Origin of the sequence: Duganella sp. CF458 (assembly GCF_900113115.1) — a bacterium.
Classification (GTDB): domain Bacteria; phylum Pseudomonadota; class Gammaproteobacteria; order Burkholderiales; family Burkholderiaceae_D; genus Rugamonas.
The window spans coordinates 1-21448 of record NZ_FOOF01000018.1 but is presented as its reverse complement, the minus strand read 5'-3'; the positions used below and the strand labels follow the sequence as shown (position 1 = coordinate 21448).

The following is a 21448-nucleotide window of genomic DNA, read 5'->3' as shown; positions in this document are numbered from 1 at the left end:
CCATCAGTCCTCCTTGCGATATACCCGAACGTAGTCAACCAGCATCACTTGCGGGAATAGCGTATCTGCATCGGGATAGCCGGGCCAATAGCCGCCCACGGCCAGGTTAAGCAGCACGAAGAAGGGATGCTCGAATACCCATTCACCGTTCACCATTTGCGGCTGCGCGGTGTGGTAATGCTGGCCATCGCGGTACCAGCGGATTTCGCCCGGCTCCCATTCCACCGCAAACACGTGGAAGCCGTCTGCATAGCGCTGCCCGTGCGGCAGCTGCGATGGCGCGCCGAAGCCCTTCTCGCCGGAGTAGCCCGGGCCATGCAGCGTGCCATGGACGATGCCGGGTTCCTTGCCGATGTTTTCCATGATGTCGATCTCGCCGCTGCGCGGCCAGCCCGCCTTGTCGATATCGCCCCCCAGCATCCAGAACGCCGGCCAGATACCCTGTCCGCGCGGCACTTTGATGCGCGCTTCGAAGCGCCCATATTGGCGCTCCATCAGGCCGGCAGTCTTCAGGCGCGCCGAAGTGTATTGCTTGCCCTGGTATGACTCTTTGCGTGCCTCGATGACCAGCTTGCCTCCCTCCACGCGCAAATTTTCTTTTCTGGCCGTGTAAAACTGCATCTCGTTATTGCCGTAACCATGGCCGGCCAGCTCCGCGACCCACTTGCGCGTATCGAGGGCGTCGCCGTCGAACTCGTCGGCCCAATCGAGCACCCAGCCTGGTTTGGCCCCGCGCTGGTGGCGCACGATGTTCAGGTAAGTGTCGGTCCAGTACTGGTCGCGATGCGCGGCCAGGAAACACAGCAGTTCGTCATGCGCTTCATCGCTGACGGCAAGATAGTCGCCGCCGACGCCATGAAACACCAGGTTCACCACGCCGCCTTGCGCGCCCTGCTCCTTCACCAGTGCGATGAGCTGGGCGCCGGTCAAGCCGACCGGTGCAATGCCTGCCGTGCGCAACGCCACGAATTCATCGCGGATCGCTGGCCAGTAAGACTGGCCCGCCGCTTGCTGTTCGAAGCACGGAGCGTTGAACGTGCGTTCGCGCTTGCCGTCGATTGCCTGCAGCAGCGTATTGGCCAGCCGCACCTGGTCCAGCATCTGCGCGACGCTGGTGGTATCGAGGTTGCGATGCGCTTCGACCCAGGCGTGGCCTGGAGTACTGGCCGAGCACTGGTGGAACAAGGTATGGTTGCCAAGCTCGTGCCCGCGTTGCGCTGCCGCGCGCCACTCGGCCAAGCGCCGGCGCACCGGTGCGTTTGCCAGTGCCAGGTAGAACGTGGCTTTCAGGCCATGGCGCTGCAGTGCCGGCAGCGCATGATCGAGCTGCGAATCGAGCGCATCGTCGTAAGCCAGGCTGACCGCTGCGCGTGCCCCATGTGGCCACGTTTCCACTGCTTGCGCGCTTTGCAGCCCCAGCAAGATGACAAAAATCGTTTTCAACATCGTTTATCCCTGACATGGAAACGTTCCCATTTTCGTTGCGAATATAGCACGGAAAAGCTGTTGACTTCGAAATTTGAACGGTGCTATATTGCGCTGACCAGAATGGAAACGTTTCCAGTTTGATGACGGAAACCCCACACTTCCTGCCGATTCCCGGCGTATTTTATTGACAATCGATTTTGCTGCCCCTAGTATTTTTAAGCATGACATGGAAACGTTTCCATGCTGGTTGGGGGAGGCGGCCAGACTATAAGAACCAAGGAGACCAAATGCACTATCCAAAGGCGAAGCAGACATTGATGAGCCTTGCAGTAGCCACCGCCTGCGCGGCGCTCATCGCACCGGCCCAGGCGCAGGAATCGGACCAGGCAGGCGTGGCGCCCGCCCCGTCCAACAGCGGCGAGGTAACCACCGTGGTGGTTACCGGCCTGCGCGCCAGCCTGGGTTCCTCGATGAACCTGAAACGCAATGCCGACGGCATTGTGGATGGCATCGTGGCTGCCGACATCGGCAAATTCCCCGACACTAACCTCGCCGAGTCGCTGCAGCGCATCAGCGGCGTGTCGATCGACCGCTCCATCGGCGAAGGTTCCAAAATCACCGTGCGCGGCGTCGGCCCCGACTTCAACCTGGTGCTGCTGAATGGCCGCCAGATGCCGACCTCCAACCTGGGCGACCTGAATGGCCGCGCCTTCGACTTCGCCAACCTGGCGTCCGAAGCGATTTCGCAGATCCAGGTCTACAAGACCGGCCGCGCCGAAACCCCGACCGGCGGCATCGGCGCCACCGTCAATGTGATGACGGCGCGTCCGCTGGACCGCCCCGGCATGATGGCCAGCGTCGGCGTCAAGGCGGTGCACGATACATCCCACAACAACCTTCCTGGCGACGTGAAGCAAGGCAGCGCGACCACGCCGGAAGTCTCAGGCATCTACAGCAATACCTTTGACGACAACCGCTTCGGCGTGGCGCTGAGCGCCAGCTACCAGGAGCGCAACCTGGGCTTCAACCAGGCTTCCGTGGCGAACGGCTGGCGCGGTCCATTCCTGGGCAACGCGGGACCGCTTCCGCAAGCCGGCGCCACCAACCGTCCGAAAGACGGCGACATTTATTCGCTGCCGCAGAACCTGAACTACAACATGAACGGCGTGCAGCGCCAGCGCACCAATGGCCAATTGACGTTGCAGTGGGCGCCGGTGAAAGAACTCACCACCACGCTGGACTACACCTACTCCGAGAACAAGATCCAGACCCGCCGCCAGGACCTGTCGGCCTGGTTCAACTTCGGCGCGTCCAATTCGACCTGGAGCAACGGTCCGGTCGCCGCTCCGCTGGTGTACACCGAACTGCTGCCGGCGGCCAACAGCGACATCGCCATGGGCGGCGCCGATTTCGCCACCAAGACCCAGAACCAATCGCTCGGCTTCAACGCCGCCTGGAAAACCGACGGTTTGAAACTGGAACTGGACGTGCATAAATCCAGCGCCGAATCCAAGGCCGACAGCCCATTCGGCTCCAGCAACGTGATCGGCACCGCAAGCTTCAGCCGCGGCGACACCACGGTCGACTTCCGCGACGATTTCCCGGTACTGAGCATCCAGGGCGCGGACTTCACCCGGGCCCCGCAGCAAGTGACCGGCTCCGTGTTCCAGAACGGCTATATGAAGGGCGAGATCGAACAAGCCCAGTTCAAGGGCAGCCTGAAGCTGCTGGAAGCGTCCAACCTGAACTTCGGCGTGGGCGCGATCGAAGTGAAAAACCGCTCCGCCATGTCGACCCAGCAGCGCGATTCCTGGGGCGGCGCGTCGACGGCATCCGACTATCCGGCCAGCCTGTTCCATCGGGAGTCGCTGCGCCAGTACTACGACAAGATCAATGGCAGCGGCAATCCAGCCCTGTTCAACCAGTTCTACACCTTTAACTTCGCCGAGTTGCGCGCCCTGACCGCCAAGGTGACCGGCCTGCCGGATATGTACATGCCGAAGAGTACCTTCGACACCGACCAGCGCACCCAGGAAAAATCCAAGAGCGCCTACGTCCAATTCGGGACCGACTGGGATACTGCGATCCCGATGCATACCAATATCGGCGTGCGTTACGAGAAGACCGACGTCATGTCGACCGCCCTGGTGCCTGCCGCGACAGGGGTCAGCTGGGTATCGGCCAACGAATTCCCGCTCAGCTTCGGGGCGCCGACTTTCACGACGCTCAATGGCAAATACAACCATTGGCTGCCTAGCGTGGATTGGGATGCCGATATCCGCTCGGACATGAAGCTGCGCGCCAGCTACGGCGAAACCATCGGCCGGCCGCGTTATGACCAGATCCAGGGCGGCACCACACTGGACCGCCTGGCGCGCGATTTCGGCGGCACAGGCAGCCAGGGCAACCCGCAATTGAAGCCGGTCAAGTCGAAAAACCTGGACCTGTCGTGGGAATGGTATTACGGCCAGCAAAGCTTCGCCTCGGTCGGCCTGTTCCACAAGGATCTGAGCAACTACGCCGGCCAGTCCAAGATCACCGCGACCCCGTTCAACCTGCACACGCCGGCTGGCGGCGCACTCTGGAACGAGGCTGTCCAGCAGGGCAATTGCGGCGCCGACCGTGTCTGCATCCGCAACTACATCTTCCGCAATCACCCGACCGCTCCGGGCGTGACGCGCGGCCCTGACGATGCGAGCGGCAATGCCACCGGCACCATCGTCGGCCAGCCGAACGATCCGGTGATGTCGTTCGAGATCAACTCTTTCGCCAACCAGAAGAACGAGAAGCTGAAGGGCGCAGAGATCAACGTACAGCATATGTTCGGCAATTCCGGTTTCGGGCTGTCGGCCAACTACACCTGGGTGGATTCGGGCCTGAAGTACGACAACTTCAAGGTCGGCGAACAGTTCGCGCTGGTCGGGCTGAGCAACTCCGCCAATCTGGTGGGTATTTACGAGGACAAGAACTGGTCGATTCGCGCGGCCTACAATTGGCGTGACAAGTTCCTGTCCTCGACCTTCGACGGCGCGGGTCCTAACCCGAACTATACGGAGGCCTACGGCCAACTGGACCTGAGCGTCGGCTATGCATTCAATGAGAAGCTCAGCGTGCAGTTTGAAGCGATCAACGTGACCAACGAAATCCAGCGCGTCCACGGCCGCGCTGAATCGATGGCGCTCTTCGTGACGCAATCCAGGCCGCGCTACATGCTCGGTGCGCGCTACAAGTTCTGATGACTTGCCGCGCCTCGGCCTGCCCACCATACAAGGAGTACCATGGCAAAACCTGTCCTGCTCAATAACATCGACCACAAGGACTTGCACGTGCAGACCGGGCGCGGCGCCCATTTCGGCGACAACGTCATTTCCGCCCTCACCTTCCCGTCCGAATTTCGCGACGTGCAGGCCTGCTATCCGATCGTCTTCCGCAAAGGGGGCGCTGGCGACTTTGAGGCGCATGCCTTGTTCGGTTTCCAGGAGGGCGAAAACCTGTTTCTCGGAATGCACGGCTGGGAGGCGCCCTATATCCCCCTGGCGATCGAGCGCCAGCCTTTCCTGATCGGCGTGAACGGCGACGAATTGACGGTGCACGTGGATCTGGATAATCCGCGCCTCAGTACCGCAAACGGAGAGCGCGTATTCCTGCCGCATGGCGGAACTTCCGATTACCTCGAGCGCGTCAACGCCACCCTGCTTGCCATCCACCAGGGGCTGCAGCAGGCACGCGGCTTCCAGGCGGCCCTGCTCGAGCACCAGTTGCTCGAATCGTTCGTGTTCGACATCGAGCTGGATGACGGCTCGCAGCGCCGGCTGGCCGGTTTCTACACCATCAACGAAGAACGCCTTTCCACCTTGCCGGGCGACGTGCTGGAACGCCTGAACCGCGCCGGCTGCCTGCAAGCGATCTACATGGTGATCGCCTCCATGAGCAACTTCCGTACGCTGATCGAACGCAAGAACCGCGTCCATGCAGGCCAGTGCTGAACCGATCCGCGAGCTACATGGTGTAACGCCATCCGACCTTGGCGGCGAGCTGCTGGGCTCCACGGAGCCGCTGGTGTTGCGCGGCCTGCTTGCGCGCTGGCCGGCGGTACAGGCAGGCTGCAACGGCGTCGACAGCATCGCTCGCGCTGCGAGCGCCGATGCTTACTTGCGCCGATTCTGCCGCGATGCCACGGTGATCGCCATGCTTGGCAGCCCGGACATCGGCGGGCGCGTCTTCTACAACGAAGACCTGAGCGGCTTCAATTTCTCCTCCGTACACACGCGCCTTGACCACGTCCTGATGGAACTCGCCAGGCAGCGCGACAATCCTAACTCTCCCGCCATCTACGTCGGTTCCACCACGGTAGACACGGCGCTGCCGGGCTACAGCGATGAGAACGCGCTCGCCATGGTTCCGCGCGACGCACTCATGAGCATCTGGATCGGCAACCAGGTCCGCATCCCGGCCCACTACGATCTGCCGGACAATCTGGCCTGCGTGACCGCTGGCCGCCGCAGATTCACGCTGTTCCCGCCGGACCAACTGGAAAACCTGTACGTCGGGCCGCTGGACTTCACGCCGGCCGGCCAGCCAATCAGCCTGGTCGACCTGCACCACCCGGATATCGAACGCTTTCCCCGCTTCGGCGAAGCGATGCGCCATGCCCAATCAGCCGAACTGGCACCGGGTGACGCGATATTCATTCCCAGCATGTGGTGGCACCACGTCGAAGCGCTGGAGTGCTTCAACGTGCTGGTCAATTACTGGTGGCGGCAATCGCCCGCTTTTATGGACACGCCGGCCAATGCTCTCATGCTGTCATTGCTCTCGATACGCGACCTTCCGCCCGCGCAGCGCCGCGCATGGCAGGAAATCTTCCGGCATTACGTGTTCGAGGCGGATGAACAGACCGCAGCCCACATCCCAAAGAGCGCAAGGCGCGTGCTGGGTGCCATCGACGACAACTCAGCGCGCATGCTGCGCGCCCAGCTTCTGAAGAAAATCAACCGATAAACGGAGAACGAAGTGAGAGACGAACAGTTCCAGCGCCGCCCCGTGCGGCGCGTTGTCATTGCAGGTGGCGGCACTGCCGGCTGGATGGTTGCCGCGGCGGTTTCGCGCAGCCTCGGCAAAGTCCTCGACATCAAGCTGGTGGAATCGGACGAAATCGGCACCGTCGGCGTAGGCGAGGCGACGATTCCTAGCCTGCTGAATTTCCACCGGCTGCTGGAGATCAATGAACAGGAATTCATGGCCGCGACCAAGGCCACCTTCAAGCTGGGGATCAGCTTCGAGAACTGGCGCAACGTCAACGAAGACTACATCCACTCCTTTGGAATGACCGGCATCGACCATTGGACGGCCGGCTTCAATCACTTCTGGCGCAAGGGCCGCGAACGCAAACTGGCGGGCGACTATGGCGACTACTGCCTGGAGCTGAAAGCTGCGCAGCTGGAGCGCTTTGGCCACCTGCCACGAGAAGGCATCAACTACGCTTACCACCTCGACGCCAGCGCCTACGCACGCTACCTGCGCAGGTATTCGGAAGGCTACGGTGTCCAGCGCATCGAGGGCAAGATCGCCAAGGTCCACACCGACGCCGCGAACGGCCATATCACGGCGCTGCAGCTCGATGGCGGCGCCATGCTCGAAGGCGACCTGTTCATCGATTGCACCGGTTTCCGCGCCCTGCTGGTCGGCGAAACCCTGGGTGAAGGGTTTGAAGACTGGTCGCAATGGCTGCACAACGACAGCGCGATCGCGATACAGACTTCTTCCACCGGACCCGCCGTACCGTACACGCGAGCCATCGCCCATGAATGGGGGTGGCAGTGGCGCATCCCGCTGCAGCATCGCGTCGGCAATGGCATGGTCTTCTCCAGCAAGTTCGTCGACGACGATACCGCGCGCGCCGGGCTGATTTCGAACATCACAGGCGAGCAGCTCGTGCAGCCGCGCGTGATCCGTTTCAAGCCCGGCCAAAGGCGCAAGGTCTGGAACAAGAACTGCGTCGCGATCGGCCTCGCCAGCGGCTTTCTGGAACCGATCGAATCGACCAGCATCCACCTGATCCAGCGTGGCATCATCCGCCTGATGCAGATGTTCCCTTCTGCCGGCATCTTCCAGTCCGAGATCGACGAATACAACCGGCAAGCCTGGACCGAGATCGAACATATCCGCGATTTCATCATCCTGCACTACAAGGTCACCAACCGCCGCGACTCCCCTTTCTGGCGCCACTGCGCCGAGATGGAGGTGCCGAAATCGCTACGGCGCCGGATCGACATGTTCCGCGAAACGGGCCGTGTGTTCCGCTTGTCGAACGAACTGTTCGCCGAAAATTCGTGGGTCCAGGTGATGCTGGGCCAGGGCATCATGCCGCTGCAGCACCATCCCTCTGCGGATTTGATGGGGGATGCGGAGCTGTCCTGCTTGCTTGACGGCATCCGCAACAATGTGGCACGTACCGTGGCGCAGCTTCCGCCGCACCAACAGTACGTGGAGAACTACTGTGCCGCGTACATGGAAGAGTACTTGGCGCCGAAGTAGAGAATGAAGGCATAGCAGGCGGCCGGCAGCATGAAGGACGCCTGCACACCGATCGCGTCAGCCAGCGCGCCCTGTGCAAAAGGAACCAGTGCACCGCCGACGATGGCCATGCAAAGGATCCCCGAGCCTTGGCCCGTGTACTTGCCCAGCCCGTTCAGCGCCATGCTGAAGACGGTCGGGAACATGATTGAGTTGCACAGGCCGACGGCCAGGATTGCCCACATCGCCACGCTACCCTTGCCGAATGCGGCTCCCAGCACCAACGCAATCGCCAGCAGGGAATTGAAGGCCAGCGTCTTGCCCGGACTGACAACGCGCATCACGGCGAAGCCGATAAAACGTCCGACCATGGCACCGCCCCAATAGATACTGACGTAGTGCGCCGCCTCGGCATGCGACAGGCCGGCAATATGCGATTCGCCGAGGAAGTTGATCAGGAAGCTGCCGATACTGACTTCCGCGCCCACATACAGGAAGATGCCAACGGCGCCCAGCACCAGGTGCCGGTGCGCCCATGCGGAGCCTTGGCCCTCGCTCGGCAGCGCCACATCGTCGCTTCCCGAAATCTGCGGCAGCCTGGCCGCGAAGAACAGCACCGCCAGCAGCGCCAGCGCACCAGCCAACCCCAGATAAGGCCCCCGCACCGTTGCCGCATCGGCCGCGGCGCCGGCGGCCGCCCCAACGGTCGACAGGATCAGCAGGCCGCCTACGGCGGGGCCAATGGTGGTGCCAAGGGAGTTGAACGCCTGGGTCAGCGTCAGGCGGCTCGATGCCGTGCGCGCCGCGCCAAGCACGGTCACGTACGGGTTCGCCGCCACCTGCAAAATGGTGATGCCGGACGCCAGCACAAAAAAGGCAAACAGGAACAAGCCGTAGCCGCCGAACGACGCGGGATAGAACAGTGCGCAGCCGCCCGCGGCGATCAGCAGACCGGTGACAGCGCCCTTCTGATAACCGATGCGGCGAATCAAGGCTCCCGCCGGCAGCGATACGATGAAATACGCGCCAAAGAAGCAGAACTGAACCAGCATTGCCTGCACATAGGTCAGCGTATAGATCGCCTTCAGGTGCGGGATCAGGACGTCGTTCAGTGAAGTGATCAAGCCCCACATGAAGAACAGGATGGTGACGATCACCAACGCGCTGGTGTTGGTACCGTCCTGCGCGGTGGCTGCACTATCCTGGCGGGCGGTGGCCGGGGAGCCGGGTGCGATGCTGGCCATTTAGTTCTCCTGTTTCAGTTCTTCGCAACGCACAGCGTCCGCTGCGGCAGCGGCGCCGCCCGCAATTTCGATATTGGCGATAGCTGCTGCAAACGGCGCACTGGCGCTGATGGCGAAGGGCGCATCCATGTGGTCCAATTTCAGGCCGCGCGCTATGAAACAGGCCAGTGGCAGCTTGACGCTCTGCTTGCCCTTTCCCGCGATGCGCGTGAACAGCCTGGTCGCATCGATTTCGGTGTCCTGCATCGCCAGCGTGACTTTGCCCTGCGGAGCTGCGGCTACGATAGCGTCAAACTGCAGGGCTCCATCGCGTATCGCGGCAGCCGGCAGCACGATCGGACTGGTACCGCGCGCAACCAGCGCTGCGCCGGATGGCGCACCAGCCGACCAGGTCACCAGCTTGGCATCCTGCTGTGTATTGACCTGCGCCGTCTGCACCGTGATGCCGGGCAGGCGGAACGTTGCGTTCAGATCCGCCCCGAGCGCCAGTTGCTCGCTGCCGCTGCGGATCGACAAGGGGAAGCTCGCACGGTCAGCCTGTCCATGCACCGGCACGGTATCGCTGGAACCGCAGCCGCCAGGGGCGTAAGACGTATCCAGCTTGCCCAGCTTCGAACGCTGTCCGTTGTGCAAGCCGTAGTTCAATGCGAACAGCGGTGCATAGCCGGTATCGCCTAAGTTCAAAGGCGTTTGGCAAGCCGATTTCGGCCACGAGAAGGACAACTTGCCACGGAAATCATAGCTGCGCGTCCCCGCCACCAGAAGGTCGGAAACACCTTTGCCTTCGGTACCAGGCAGCCAGGCTGCGATGAATGTATCGGACAGATTGAGCAGGTCGTTGACGAACAACGGGCGCCCTGCGAGAAACACGGTAATCACCGGCTTACCCTTGCCTGCCACCGCTTGCAGGACGGCCAGGTCTTCGGGATATCGGCTGCTGTGGCGGAGCGTGCCCGATGGGCCGATATCGCCATCGCCTTCCGCATAGGGGCGCTCGCCGACGACCGCTATCACCGCGTCGAAGCGCGCCAGGTCGACGCCTTTCGCGTCAATGCTGAATTCCACATTGCCCTCGCCCGCCGCGGCACGGATCCCAGTGAGGATGCTGTCGGCATTCGGAAAATCGGCATTGGTATTGTCGGTACCCTGCCAGGTCAGCGACCAGCCTCCGGACTGGTTGGAGATATTGTCGGCGCTCTTGCCGACCACCAGGATCTTCTTGCCGCGTGCCAGCGGCAACGCCGGCCCTTCGTTCTTCAGCAACACCAGCGATTCGCGCACGGCGCGCCGTGCCAGTTCGCGATCCTGCAGCGCCTCATCCTTGCCGGCATATAGGTTTTGGGCAGGGCTCTTGCCGAACAGGCCTGCGCGCAGCTTGACGCGCAGGATACGGGTCACGGCATCGTCGATGCGGGACATAGGGATCTCTCCCGCTTTCACCTGGGCGACGGTGTTGGCGATGAAGGCCTTCCAGTCATCCGGCACCATCACCATGTCGATGCCGGCATTGATCGCTTGCGGGCAGCTATCGTTGCGGCAGCCCGGCACTTCGGCAATGCCGTTCCAATCGCTGACAACAAATCCGTCGAAGCCCATCTTCGTCTTCAGCACGTCGGTCAACAGCTCGCGGCTGCCATGCACTTTCACGCCATTCCAGCTATTGAAAGAAGACATGACTGTCTGCGCACCTTCCGCCAGCGCCGGCACATAGCCGGCACCGTGGATGTTGACCATGTCCGCCAGCGAGGCCTTGTTGTTGCCGCGGTCCTTGCCCTGGTCGGTGCCGCCGTCTCCGACAAAGTGCTTGGCGCTGGCCAGCACGTTGGCATCGGTCTTGAAGCGCCCCTGCAAGCCTTTCACGTATTGCCCGGCATACCGGGCCACCAGCTTGCCATCTTCCGAGAAGCTCTCATAGGTTCGTCCCCAGCGGTCGTCGCGCACCACCGCAATGGTCGGGCCGAAGACCCAGGCTATGCCGGTCGCGCGCACTGCCTTGGCGGTCGCGGCACCGATCTCGTAGGCCAGCTTGGGATTGTGCGCAGCACCGAGTCCGATATTGTGCGGGTACAGGGTGGCGCCGAAAACATTGCTGTTGCCGTGGATGGCGTCGATCCCCCATACCACGGGCACCTTGACCGCCATATCGGTTGCCATCGAAGCGTCGTGGTATTTCTGGGCCAGCGCCAGCCACTCCGCCGCATTGGCGCGCTTGTTCCCGTTGGGCCAGCTACCGCCGCCATTCAGCACCGATCCAAGGTAGTAGCGCCGCGCGTCGTCCGGCGTGGTGGTCTTGATCTCCGGTTGGGTCATTTGCCCGATCTTCTGTTCCAGCGTCATCCCGCCGACGATGCCGGCGATGCGTTTCTCAAGCGCCGGGTCGGCCTTGATTGCGCTGCTTATGTGAGGCCAGTCGGCCAGCGGCGCTGCCGCTGCGGGAAGCGCAAGGGCAAGCGCCGTGGCCAGCAGTGAAACCTGTTTCATCCTGTCTCCTTTTATGGCTGTTGCAGGAAGGCGCTGTACCATTTGCCGCTCTCCTTCAGCCTTCGTTCTTGTGTTGTGTAATCGATGTGGACCAGGCCGAAACGGCGCAGGTAACCTTCCGCCCACTCAAAGTTGTCGACCAGGCTCCAGGCAAAATAGCCCTTCACCGGCACGCCGGCTGCGATCGCATCCTGCATGGCGCCGAGATGGCGCGCCAGGTAACGGCGACGACCAACATCGGGCACGCTACCATCGGCCAGCACTTCATCGTCGAAACAGGAGCCGTTCTCGGTGATGTACAGCTCCTTCGGCGCGTAATCGGCATGGATGCGGCCAAGCAGCTCGCTCATGCCTTCCGGCGCCACTTCCCAGCCCATGGCGGTGGTTTCCGCGCCGGCCGGCGGCGGGAGCACGCGTGCATCCAGCGGCTCGTGGCCGGGCGCGTCCGCAACCGTCTCTGGGAAATAATAGTTCACGCCCATGAAATCGGTCGCCACCGCAATCGCTTCCATGTCGCCTTCGCACACCATCGGCGCCGCTGCGCCTACCCGCTCCAGCGTCGCCGCCGGATAGCCGCGACCGTGCAATGGATCGAGGAACCAGCGGTAGCGCAGGCCGTCGTGGCGCTCGCAGGCCGCGCGGTCCGCTTCGCCGGAGCTGGCGGCGCGCAATGGATGCAGGCTGAGCGAGATGCCGACGCGTGCGCCCGGCACGTTTTCGCGGATCAGCGGCACCGCCTTTCCATGGGAAAGCAGCACGTGATGGCACACCTGCAGCGCCGTGCCGAAATCGGTCAGTCCCGGTGCGTGCAGGCCTTCGAAATTGCCCAGGATGGCGGTGCACCATGGCTCATTGTGCGTGATCCAGTGCTGCACGCGATCGCCCAGACGGCGCGTTACGGCGTCCACGAATTCCAGGTAGCGCTGCACCGTGTCGCGCTCGGCCCAGCCGCCACGGTCCTGCAGGTATTGCGGCAAGTCCCAGTGGTACAGCGTCGCCCACGGCTGGATGCCGCGTTCGAGCATGCCATCGACCAGGCGCGAATAGAAATCCAGGCCCTTCTGGTTGGGCGCGGCGCCGAATTCGGACACGATGCGCGGCCAGGCAATCGAAAAACGGTAGGCGTTCAGGCCCATGTCGCGCGCGATATCCATATCTTCCGGCCAGCGATGGTAGTGGTCGCAGGCCACCAGGCCGCTCGAACCGTCGCGCACCTTGCCCGGCGTAGCGGCAAAGCGGTCCCAGATCGATTCCGCCCGCCCATCTTCCCTGCCGGCCCCCTCGATCTGGTAGGACGAAGTGGCGCATCCCCACAGGAAGTCGCGGGCGAAGTCGCTGCGCGTCGGGGCGCCTGGTTCAATCTGGTCTCGAGTAGTCATATTCAGTAGTGTACAGGATTTGGAAAGGTTTCCATATTCAGTCGAAAAAAAGGACGCAAGCGCCCTGTTGCCGGTTCAGTTCATGCAGCGGCCTTGCGCTTGACGCTGGCCGCCTTGGCCAGCGAAGCACGCAGCGTTACCGTCACCGGGAAGCTGCGCGTCACTGTGCGCCGCAGGCCGTAACAGCGGTTCAACAAGGCGCTCAGGCCATTCATCGTCATCTCGCGCCACGGCATATGGACGGTCGTCAGCCGCGGCGCCGAAAACTCCGCGCTTGGGGTGTCGTCGTAGGCGATGACGGACAAATCGTTCGGAACGCGGATGCCCGCCTCCTGGAAGTAGGATAGCGCGCCGACCGCCATTTCATCGTTGGCGCAGAACAGTGCCGTGCAGCGATGCCCCGATTCCACCAGCTCCTTGGCCGCGGCCCAGCCGCCGGCCGGCGAGAAGTCGCTCTCGGCCACCCACATGCGGCTGGTATCGATGCCGCCGCCCTGCAGCTCCTCCATGAAGCCATTGACACGCGCCACGTTGTCGGCCAGGCGCGCCGGGCCCGCCACGACGGCGATATCGCGATGCTTGTGGTCCAACAGTGCGCGCGCAGCCAGGCGGCCGCCCAGCTTGTGGTCCAAGGTGAAGCACTGATCCGGAATACTGGCCAGGTTGTGGTTCAGCACCACGATCCGGCCCTGTTGTGTGCCCAATGCCTCGATGTCTTCGTCCTGCAAGGCGCTGGTCATCACGATCAGGCCGTCGCAGCCGCGCTCCATCAGGAACTGGATGCCGTCCTTGGCCTGCTTGCGTTCGTCGCCCAGGCCGACGCCGAAGGCCACCACCATGTGCAGGCCGGCGGTACGCAGCTCGGTATCGATGATCTGCAGGATAGGCGTATAGAAGGTGCCGCTCAGGACCGGTATGTAGACGCCGATCATCTGGCTGGTACCGGTCAGCAGCGTGCGTGCCGCATGCGACGGGCGAAACCCCAGTTCGTCGATCGCCTTTTTCACCTTTTCAAGCGTGGCTGGCGACACCGAACCCTTGCCGCTGACTACGCGGGAGGCGGTGCCCAAACCTACGCCCGCCAGGCGGGCTACGTCTTTGATAGTGGCCACTGGAATCCTTTTCTTCTTATAGCGTCATCGCGAGCATACTTGAAGCGCCCGCCAAATCAAAGCGCTTGCCGTTTTCCGGGTCGAACAGCGAAGCGCGTTGTGCATCAATCTCGAATGCGACCGTGTCATCCGGCGCAATGGCGCGGCTGCCCTGCAGGATGCAGGACAGTTGCTTGCCTCCGCAATTCAGCCACACAACGCGGTGGGCGCCCATCGGCTCCACCAGTGTTACCCTGCCCTGCAGCGAGCCGCCAGAAACCAGCGAAATATGCTCCGGGCGCACACCCAGCACGGCCTTGCGCCTACCGCCCGCTCCGGCGGCCCCGCCCATCGGCAGGCGCAGGCAGGCGCCTGCAAACATGCCGACTGCATCGATTTCGCCCTCAATCAGGTTCATGGCCGGCGCGCCGAGGAAGCCGGCGACGAACAGATTGGCAGGCCGCTCATACACCTCGCCGGGCGTGCCGACTTGCTGGATCTGCCCCGCACGCATCACGACAATGCGGCTGGCAAGAGTCATGGCTTCGACCTGGTCATGCGTCACGTAGACCATGGTCGCCCCCAGTTGCTGGTGCAGCAGCTTGAGTTCGCGCCGCAAATCGGTACGCAACTTCGCGTCGAGGTTGGAAAGAGGTTCATCGAACAGGTAGACGCCGGCTTCGCGCACCAGCGCGCGGCCGATCGCCACCCGCTGCCTCTGCCCGCCGGAAAGGGCCGCCGGCTTGCGCCCAAGCAGATCGTCCAGGTGCAGCATCGCGGCGACGCGATCCACGCGGCGTTTGATCTCCGCCTTCGCCACGCCGGCAATGCGCAGGCCGAAAGACATATTCTTTTCGACCGTCATGGTTGGATACAGGGCATAGGATTGGAACACCATGCCGATCCCGCGCTCGCTGGGATCTGTGCGCGACATATCCTTGCCACCGATCTCGATGGTGCCGCCGCAGGTTTCCGTCAGTCCCGCAATACTGTGCAGGAGCGTCGACTTGCCGCAACCCGAGGGGCCCAGCAGCACCAGGAATTCGCCCTCGTCCACCTCCAGGTCCAGGCCGCGGATGATCGCGTTGCCGCCAAGGGTAATATCCAGCTTTTTCAGACTTACGTTCGACATCCGTTCAACCTTTCACCGCACCGGCAGCGATGCCGCGTACGAACCAGCGGCCCGACAGGAAATAGATCGCCAATGGCACCAGCGCCGTCAGGATCGTGGCGGCCATATTGACGTTGTAAAGACGGGTGCCCGTCGTCGTATTGATCACGTTATTCAACTGTACCGTCATCGGCAGGTTGTCGCGCCCCGCAAACACCAGGCCAAGGATGTAGTCGTTCCAAACCCCGGTGAGCTGCATGATCGCCGCCACCACCAGCATCGGTACCGACAAAGGCAGCATCACATGCCAGAAGATGCGCCAGAAGCCGCCGCCATCGATGCGGGCGGCATGGAACAGCTCCTGCGGAAGCGCCGCGTAATAATTGCGGAACAGCAGCGTCAATACCGGCATGCCGAACACCAGGTGCACGATCACGATCGCCGGCAGCGAGCCAAATACGCCCAGGCCAGCCATCATGCGTACCAGCGGATAGATCATCACTTGCACCGGCACGAAAGCTCCCAGCAGCAGAATGCCGAACAACAGCTTGGCGCCGCGCGGCCGCCAGAAAGACAAGGCGTAGCCATTCAGCGCGCCCAGCGCAATCGGCAGCACGGTGCTTGGCACGGCAATCCGCACCGAATTCCAGAATCCCACCTGCACGCCTTCGCAGGCCGCGCCGGTGCAAGCTTCGCTCCAGGCTGCGCGCCAGGCATCCAGCGAGGGGGCCAACGGCAGCGCGAAGATATTCCCCAGCCGGATTTCATCCATCGATTTCAGCGAGGTCACCAGCATCACGTACAGCGGCAGCAGAAAGAACAGCGCTGCGCTGGCCAGGAACACATACAGGCCGATTCGTGCCGTCTTCATACGGCCCTCTTCCGGCTGCGGGCATAGGCCCATGGCGCCAGCAAGGCGAGCACCGTCAGCAGCAGCACTACCGCACCGGCCGAAGCCAGGCCTATATTCGCACGCAGGAACAGGTGGTCCATGATGAATTTCGCAGGCACTTCGCTGGCGGTACCGGGGCCGCCCTGGGTCATCGAGACCACTGCGTCATACAGCTTGACCACCATGGTCGCCAGGAGTATGAACACGGTCGCTAGCGTGGGCGCCAGCATCGGCAGCACGATGGAGACGTAGACGCGCCAGGCCGGGATACCATCGAGCCGCGCGGCCTTCCAGATTTCAGGGTCGACGCCGCGCAGGCCGGCCAGCATCAGCGCCATCACGAAGCCGGAGGCCTGCCATACGGATGCCAGCACCACCGTGTAGAGCACCATGTCCTGGTCGACCAGCCAGTCGACCTCCAGGCCGGGAATGCCGCCCGGCGTCAGGATCCACTGCCATACCAGCCCGGTCGCCACAAACGACATCGCATAGGGATAAAGGAAGACCGTGCGCAGCGCGCCCTCGCCCGCCACCTGGCGATCGATAGCAGCGGCCAACAGGAAGCCGATCACCATGCAGGCCAGCACGAACAACAGGCCAAACAGGGCCAGGTTATGCAGCGACAGCAGCCAGCGCTCATTGTCGAACAAGCGCTCATACTGCGCCATGCCAACCAGTTTATTGGTCGCGATGCTGCGCGAGCTGGTGAGTGAGACATAGAAGGTCCAGGCGAACGAGCCGAGATAGCCCACGCAAACCGTGAGCAGCATCGGCAACAGCGCCGCGTAAGACATGGCTCGGCGCACCGTCTAGTTCCTCAGCGCCGCAGCCAGCGCCTTCTGCGCCTTCTCAACCGGCATCGACGTGTTCCAGTACGCGGTCAACGCATCCTGCACTGCGCCGTTCTGGTCGGGCGTCAGGTAGATCTCGGGCGCACCGACCTGGCGATTGCGGTCGCGCATGATGGCGGCACCAGCGCGGGCGCACGCGTCGAGCTGGCTGGTATCGGCATCGGCACGTGGTGGCACCGAGCCTTTCAGCTTGTTGAAGCTGACCTGGGTGGCCGGCGCCAGCAGCACTTTCGTCATCAGCTTCTGTGCTTGCTGCACCTCCGCGCTGTCCGAGCGCGGGAAGACAAAAGCGTCGCCCTGGATCAGGTAGGGCGAATTCGCGCCAAGGCCCGGGATGCATCCGTAATCGACGCCGGGCGCCATCTTCGCATTGTTGAACTCTCCCTTGGCCCAGTCGCCCATGACCTGCACCCCGGCCTTGCCGCTGACCAGCATCGCGGTCGCGTCATTCCAGTTGCGGCCCGGCGATGCGGCATCGACATAAGCCTGCAGGCGTTTGAACGCCAGCAGCACCTTGCGCACCGGCTCCGAACTGATGGCACGCTGATCGCGGTCGCGCATCACCTGCAGGTAGAGCTGGCGCCCGCCCATATTCGCCAGCAACGACGCGAACAGGATGTGCTCCTGCCATGCCTGTCCTCCGTGCGCCAGGGGAACCAGCCCGGCTGCTTTCAGCTTGTCCAGCGCGGCAAACAGTTCATCGACGCTTGCAGGCTCCTTCGCGATGCCAGCCTTCTTGAACGCCGCCTTGGAATACCAGATCCACGTCTGCATGTGGATGTTCATCGGCATCGCGTAGTAATGGCCATCGATGCGGATCGTGTTCACGATCGGTTCCGGCAGCGTGCTTTCCCAATGCTCCTGGCGTGCGACATCATCGAGTTGCACCAGCATGTCCTGGTCCACGATATCGAGAAACTGCTTGGAGATATTGAACTGCGCGGCTGCCGGCGCCTTGCCGCCAACCATGCGATTGAGGGTTACTGCACGGGCCTGCTCGCCACCGGCAATCGCCGTATCGATCCAGTTGCCGCCGGCGGCGCGATAGGCACTCGCGAGCTGTTTTACGGCAGCGGATTCACCGCCTGAAGTCCACCAGTGGATCACTTCCGCGCTCGGCCCGGCAGCCTGCGCGGGTATGGCGCCGAGCGCCATGGCACAAGCAAATAACTGCTTAAACATCCCGTCTCCTGTAGTGTGCTGCTTATTTTTGGAAACGTTACCAATTTCCCGGGCGAGTGTCAATAGAATAACAGGAACGGCCCGCTTGGCGAAAACGCAACGTGTAGCGGAAAACGATTGAAATCGTATATCCATGGGCTATCCTGTTTTTTGCCGCCGGCGCATACCGGTCGCGTGATCGGGAGAGTTTGTCCCACCCATGGACAACGCCGAAGGAGCAAGCCGCCCCCGGAATCTCTCAGGCCAAAGGACCGGTCGCGCGTTTTCAAAACTCTGAAGAGCCGCCTACAAAGCAACGTTGGCGCACCGAAGGAGCAAGCAGGCCGCCAACGCCTGTGAAACTCTCAGGTCCAGCACAGAGGGGGCAATCACCTCGCACCTCAAAAACATCTGATCAACCTTCAGAGGAGTAGTCACATGCATATGCATCGACTCTGGCTGCGCATCGCCTGCGCAGCGATGATGGCCGCCCCGTTCCTGGCAAAAGCAGACAACGGCGCGGCACTACAGGCCGCCAAACGCGGACTCGCACAATTCGCCGAGCACCAGCAGGCGATTCGACCCGGTAGCGCACCGATCGACTTCCCGCTCGATATCACGGACGTGGGCGACTTGAAGCAAGCCAAGGTGAGCCATGGCTTCGAAGTCTATACCGTCGATCCGAAAGAACTGCTGGCGCGCGGCGACCTGGCATCGCTGGCCAAGCCGACAGGCGAATGGCGCTTTGTGATTTCCTTGCACGGCAAGCCGATCGGCCTGGCAACCGTGCAGCAAGTGAACGGCCGCTATGAAACCGTGGCATACGGCGCCTCCGTATTGGCGAAAGACGTGGACGCCGCCATGGCCGTGCACGGCAACAGCGCGCGCTCCAACCTGCGCTTCATCCGCATCTACCAGGCACGCGCAGACTTGCTGGAAGTAGACCGCGCCAAGTTCGCCCCGCTGCACTCGGCGCGCGAATCGCTGCTGCTTCAGAAAAATGGCAACCAGCTGGTTGAAGGCACGGACTTGCTTGAGCCATTGCGCGCCGCAGTCAAAGCCAATATCGAAGCATTCCGCTAAGGAGGAGCCGCACATGAAAATCGCAAAAATCGTGGCCGGCGCTGCGCTGGTGCTTGCCTTGCCCTCCGCCTTTGCACAATGGCGTACGCTGAACGTCCCCTTGACGATCCAGGAGCACAGCCAGTGGTGCTGGTCCGCCACCAGCAAGGCTGTCCTGAATGTTTACAACCGGACGCCCAGCCAATGCCAGATCGTGAACTGGGCCTTCGGCATCAACTACGCCTGCGGCAACACCAACTTCAATTGGAACAGCTACGCCAACCGCCCAAACAATATGTACGGCAGCTCGGGCAGCGTGCAAAACATCCTGGCGAATTGGGGCGTGCCGAATACCGCGATCAACAACTACCTGTCGTGGAATTCGGTGGTCAATGAGATCAACGGCAACCGCCCGTTCGTGATCCGTTACGGCTGGAGCAATGGCGGTGGCCATATCATGGTGGGACGTGGCTACGAAACCTATAACGGGACCAACTACATCTACATCATGAACCCGTGGCCAGGCGAAGGACAGACTTATCGCACCTTTGCATCCGCCGTCAGCGCATCCGACCATAATTGGACGCATACGCAGCGCATGAACGTGAGCCCTTAAGAAAAAAGCCCGCCAGCTCAGGGCTGGCGGGCTTTTCACTACTTAGTTACTGCCGCCCAGTTGCTCCAGCTTGGCGGCCCACTTCTTCGACTCGTCGATATTGCGGGCGGTGCCCACGCCGTTTTCAAGCAGGTAGACCAGCTTGCGGATGGCGGTCACTTCGTTCTGCTCCGCCGCCTGGCGATAATAGACGGCAGCCTGGTTGTAGTCTTTCTTGACGCCCTGCCCCATCCAGTACATGCCCGCCAGCCTTACCTGCGCCTGCGCGCTGCCCAGCTTTGCCGCCTGCTGGTACACGATCGCAGCCTGCGGCAAATCAACCGGACCGCCCTTGCCCAGGTCGAGCATCACGGCGAGGTTGGTGGCGGCATCCTTGTTGTCCTGCGCGGCAGCTTTGGTGAACCAGGCGCGGGCCTGGACCAGGTCCTGCGCTACGCCATCGCCGCTCGAATAAAGCAAGCCGGCATAGAACTGCGCCATCGCGTGACCTTGCTCGGCCGCCTTCAAGTACCAGTCCAGCGCCTGCGTCGCATCTTTCGGCACCGTATTGCCGGTGTGGTAGGCCACAGCCAGGTCGTACTGGGCGCTAGCGTCGCCAGCGACGGCGCGCTTGCGGATCGGCGCGAGCGGGCCGGCTGCCTGGCGCTCCATTGCAGCGATCAGGGTCAGCGCTTCCTGCGCGTTCTTGCTGCCGGCGGCTGCGGCCTTCTGGTACCACTGCTTCGCTTGCGCCTGGTCGGCCGGAACGCCGCGTCCCTCGAAGTACATGCCAGCCACCTGTTCGATCGCTCCAACATCGTTCTGATCGATAGCCTTGCGCAGCAGCGCCAAGGCGGCAGCACCGTCTTGTTTGACGCCGCGGCCAGCAGCCATCAAACCTGCGAGCTGACGCATCGCGGGAACATGGCCTTGGTCGACTGCGCGCGAATACCACTTCGCAGCCTCTCCATCGTTCTGGTCGGTGCCTTGGCCACGTTCATACATCATGCCCAGGTTGAACTGCACGTTCGAGTCATTGCTGCGCGATGCTTGCTCGAAGAAGCCGCGGAAGGCGCGCGCGTAATTGCCTTTTGCGTACTCTTCATTAGGGGTGCGGGAAAATGCCTGCGCATGTGCAAATTGCACGGGGAAGTGCAGACAAGCCAGGAGTGCTACGTACCGGAACTTCAACGCCATATTATGTTTCTGCTAGGTGGAAAATGAAAATTATATGAATTTTCCATTAAGCAACATAATATAAATGAAAACTTTGATGCATTTTTGCAACAGCAGCGTGAAAGGCGGACAAGTAAGCCGGAAAAAGCAAAAAATCCCCTTCAGCCTGCACGCGCTCTAGATCGCGCGCGGTGCCGAAGGGGATTTTTCTAATAAGAGCCTGACGATAACCTACTTTCACACTGGTTGCAGCACTATCATCGGCGCAAAGTCGTTTCACGGTCCTGTTCGGGATGGGAAGGGGTGGGACCGACTTGCTATGGTCATCAGGCATGACTTGTCAACAATCCGGGAAGAAGTAAAAGCGGGGGGTGTAGTCTCAAACACAGGCAAGCGCTGTATAACCGGCAAGGTTATAGGGACAAGCCGTACGGGCAATTAGTATCAGTTAGCTTAATGCA

General features: G+C 62.0%; 16 protein-coding genes, 1 rRNA gene and 1 riboswitch. Of the genes, 6 read left to right on the top strand and 11 right to left on the bottom strand.

Annotation, left to right across the window (positions count from 1 at the left end):
* Positions 1-3 precede the first annotated feature (3 nt).
* Complete coding sequence (locus tag BM269_RS23930) at positions 4-1446, bottom strand: family 16 glycosylhydrolase (protein ID WP_090443243.1); 1443 nt, start codon at positions 1444-1446, stop codon at positions 4-6.
* A gap of 299 nt (positions 1447-1745) precedes the next feature.
* Here BM269_RS23930 and BM269_RS23925 point away from each other — a divergent pair, with 299 nt between their 5' ends.
* The 4 genes from BM269_RS23925 to BM269_RS23910 are packed head-to-tail and all read left to right on the top strand — an operon-like array spanning position 1746 to position 7965.
* On the top strand, positions 1746-4664 hold the full coding sequence (locus BM269_RS23925; RefSeq protein ID WP_090443531.1) for a TonB-dependent receptor: 2919 nt from the start codon (positions 1746-1748) through the stop codon (positions 4662-4664).
* Between the two features lie 42 nt (positions 4665-4706).
* A complete protein-coding gene (locus tag BM269_RS23920) occupies positions 4707-5414 on the top strand; it encodes a SapC family protein (RefSeq protein WP_090443240.1) in 708 nt (235 codons plus the stop codon).
* Positions 5398-6429, top strand: coding sequence for a cupin-like domain-containing protein (locus tag BM269_RS23915; RefSeq protein WP_090443237.1), 1032 nt, complete (start codon positions 5398-5400; stop codon positions 6427-6429). The genes BM269_RS23920 and BM269_RS23915 overlap by 17 nt, the downstream gene beginning before the upstream one ends.
* A gap of 12 nt (positions 6430-6441) precedes the next feature.
* Positions 6442-7965: a tryptophan halogenase family protein gene (locus BM269_RS23910; protein WP_255372313.1), complete on the top strand. Its 1524-nt coding sequence runs from the start codon at positions 6442-6444 to the stop codon at positions 7963-7965.
* On the opposite strand, the gene BM269_RS23905 is transcribed toward BM269_RS23910, so the two are convergent.
* From BM269_RS23905 to BM269_RS23870, 8 genes are all read right to left on the bottom strand, one after another.
* Positions 7923-9188 (bottom strand): sugar MFS transporter, encoded by a 1266-nt coding sequence (locus BM269_RS23905; protein WP_090443233.1) that lies wholly within the window; start codon positions 9186-9188, stop codon positions 7923-7925. The two genes, BM269_RS23910 and BM269_RS23905, sit on opposite strands and share 43 nt — an antisense overlap.
* Complete coding sequence (locus BM269_RS23900; RefSeq protein ID WP_090443230.1) at positions 9189-11669, bottom strand: glycoside hydrolase family 3 protein; 2481 nt, start codon at positions 11667-11669, stop codon at positions 9189-9191.
* 11 nt (positions 11670-11680) lie between these two features.
* Entirely contained in the window at positions 11681-13048 is a 1368-nt protein-coding gene (locus BM269_RS23895; protein ID WP_090443227.1) for a GH1 family beta-glucosidase, read from the bottom strand.
* Between the two features lie 80 nt (positions 13049-13128).
* Complete coding sequence (locus BM269_RS23890) at positions 13129-14160, bottom strand: LacI family DNA-binding transcriptional regulator (protein WP_090443224.1); 1032 nt, start codon at positions 14158-14160, stop codon at positions 13129-13131.
* Positions 14161-14176: 16 nt separating this feature from the next.
* The gene (locus BM269_RS23885; RefSeq protein WP_090443221.1) at positions 14177-15271 is read right to left on the bottom strand and encodes an ABC transporter ATP-binding protein; all 1095 of its coding nucleotides are present in this window, start codon (positions 15269-15271) and stop codon (positions 14177-14179) included.
* Positions 15272-15275: 4 nt separating this feature from the next.
* Positions 15276-16121: a carbohydrate ABC transporter permease gene (locus tag BM269_RS23880; RefSeq protein ID WP_229204779.1), complete on the bottom strand. Its 846-nt coding sequence runs from the start codon at positions 16119-16121 to the stop codon at positions 15276-15278.
* Positions 16118-16936 carry a carbohydrate ABC transporter permease gene (locus tag BM269_RS23875; protein ID WP_090443216.1) on the bottom strand — a complete coding sequence of 273 codons (819 nt, stop codon included), beginning with the start codon at positions 16934-16936 and terminating at the stop codon, positions 16118-16120. Before BM269_RS23875 ends, BM269_RS23880 begins: the two co-directional genes overlap by 4 nt.
* A gap of 15 nt (positions 16937-16951) precedes the next feature.
* Positions 16952-18175, bottom strand: a complete 1224-nt coding sequence (locus BM269_RS23870; RefSeq protein WP_090443213.1) for an ABC transporter substrate-binding protein — start codon at positions 18173-18175, stop codon at positions 16952-16954.
* Positions 18176-18344: 169 nt separating this feature from the next.
* A riboswitch (glycine riboswitch) is annotated at positions 18345-18439 on the top strand.
* Positions 18440-18592: 153 nt separating this feature from the next.
* On the opposite strand from BM269_RS23870, the gene BM269_RS23865 reads away from it, so the two are divergent.
* Together BM269_RS23865 and BM269_RS23860 are read left to right on the top strand one after the other, a co-directional pair.
* A complete protein-coding gene (locus tag BM269_RS23865; protein ID WP_229204778.1) occupies positions 18593-19237 on the top strand; it encodes a hypothetical protein in 645 nt (214 codons plus the stop codon).
* Positions 19238-19250: 13 nt separating this feature from the next.
* Positions 19251-19832, top strand: a complete 582-nt coding sequence (locus BM269_RS23860) for a C39 family peptidase (protein WP_090443210.1) — start codon at positions 19251-19253, stop codon at positions 19830-19832.
* Between the two features lie 42 nt (positions 19833-19874).
* Here BM269_RS23860 and BM269_RS23855 read toward each other — a convergent pair whose 3' ends face one another.
* Together BM269_RS23855 and rrf are read right to left on the bottom strand one after the other, a co-directional pair.
* Positions 19875-20957: an SEL1-like repeat protein gene (locus BM269_RS23855; protein ID WP_170860471.1), complete on the bottom strand. Its 1083-nt coding sequence runs from the start codon at positions 20955-20957 to the stop codon at positions 19875-19877.
* Positions 20958-21205: 248 nt separating this feature from the next.
* Positions 21206-21318 (bottom strand): 5S ribosomal RNA (rrf, locus tag BM269_RS23850).
* Between the last annotated feature and the right edge of the window lie 130 nt (positions 21319-21448).

Bases quoted from the DNA above. Each gene is read 5' to 3' on its own strand.
- BM269_RS23930 (WP_090443243.1), bottom strand. From the start codon at position 1,446: ATGTTGAAAACGATTTTTGTCATCTTGCTGGGGCTGCAAAGCGCGCAA.
- BM269_RS23925 (WP_090443531.1), top strand. From the start codon at position 1,746: ATGAGCCTTGCAGTAGCCACCGCCTGCGCGGCGCTCATCGCACCGGCC.
- BM269_RS23920 (WP_090443240.1), top strand. From the start codon at position 4,707: ATGGCAAAACCTGTCCTGCTCAATAACATCGACCACAAGGACTTGCAC.
- BM269_RS23915 (WP_090443237.1), top strand. From the start codon at position 5,398: ATGCAGGCCAGTGCTGAACCGATCCGCGAGCTACATGGTGTAACGCCA.
- BM269_RS23905 (WP_090443233.1), bottom strand. From the start codon at position 9,188: ATGGCCAGCATCGCACCCGGCTCCCCGGCCACCGCCCGCCAGGATAGT.
- BM269_RS23900 (WP_090443230.1), bottom strand. From the start codon at position 11,669: ATGAAACAGGTTTCACTGCTGGCCACGGCGCTTGCCCTTGCGCTTCCC.
- BM269_RS23895 (WP_090443227.1), bottom strand. From the start codon at position 13,048: ATGACTACTCGAGACCAGATTGAACCAGGCGCCCCGACGCGCAGCGAC.
- BM269_RS23885 (WP_090443221.1), bottom strand. From the start codon at position 15,271: ATGTCGAACGTAAGTCTGAAAAAGCTGGATATTACCCTTGGCGGCAAC.
- BM269_RS23880 (WP_229204779.1), bottom strand. From the start codon at position 16,121: ATGAAGACGGCACGAATCGGCCTGTATGTGTTCCTGGCCAGCGCAGCG.
- BM269_RS23875 (WP_090443216.1), bottom strand. From the start codon at position 16,936: ATGTCTTACGCGGCGCTGTTGCCGATGCTGCTCACGGTTTGCGTGGGC.
- BM269_RS23870 (WP_090443213.1), bottom strand. From the start codon at position 18,175: ATGTTTAAGCAGTTATTTGCTTGTGCCATGGCGCTCGGCGCCATACCC.
- BM269_RS23865 (WP_229204778.1), top strand. From the start codon at position 18,593: ATGCATATGCATCGACTCTGGCTGCGCATCGCCTGCGCAGCGATGATG.
- BM269_RS23860 (WP_090443210.1), top strand. From the start codon at position 19,251: ATGAAAATCGCAAAAATCGTGGCCGGCGCTGCGCTGGTGCTTGCCTTG.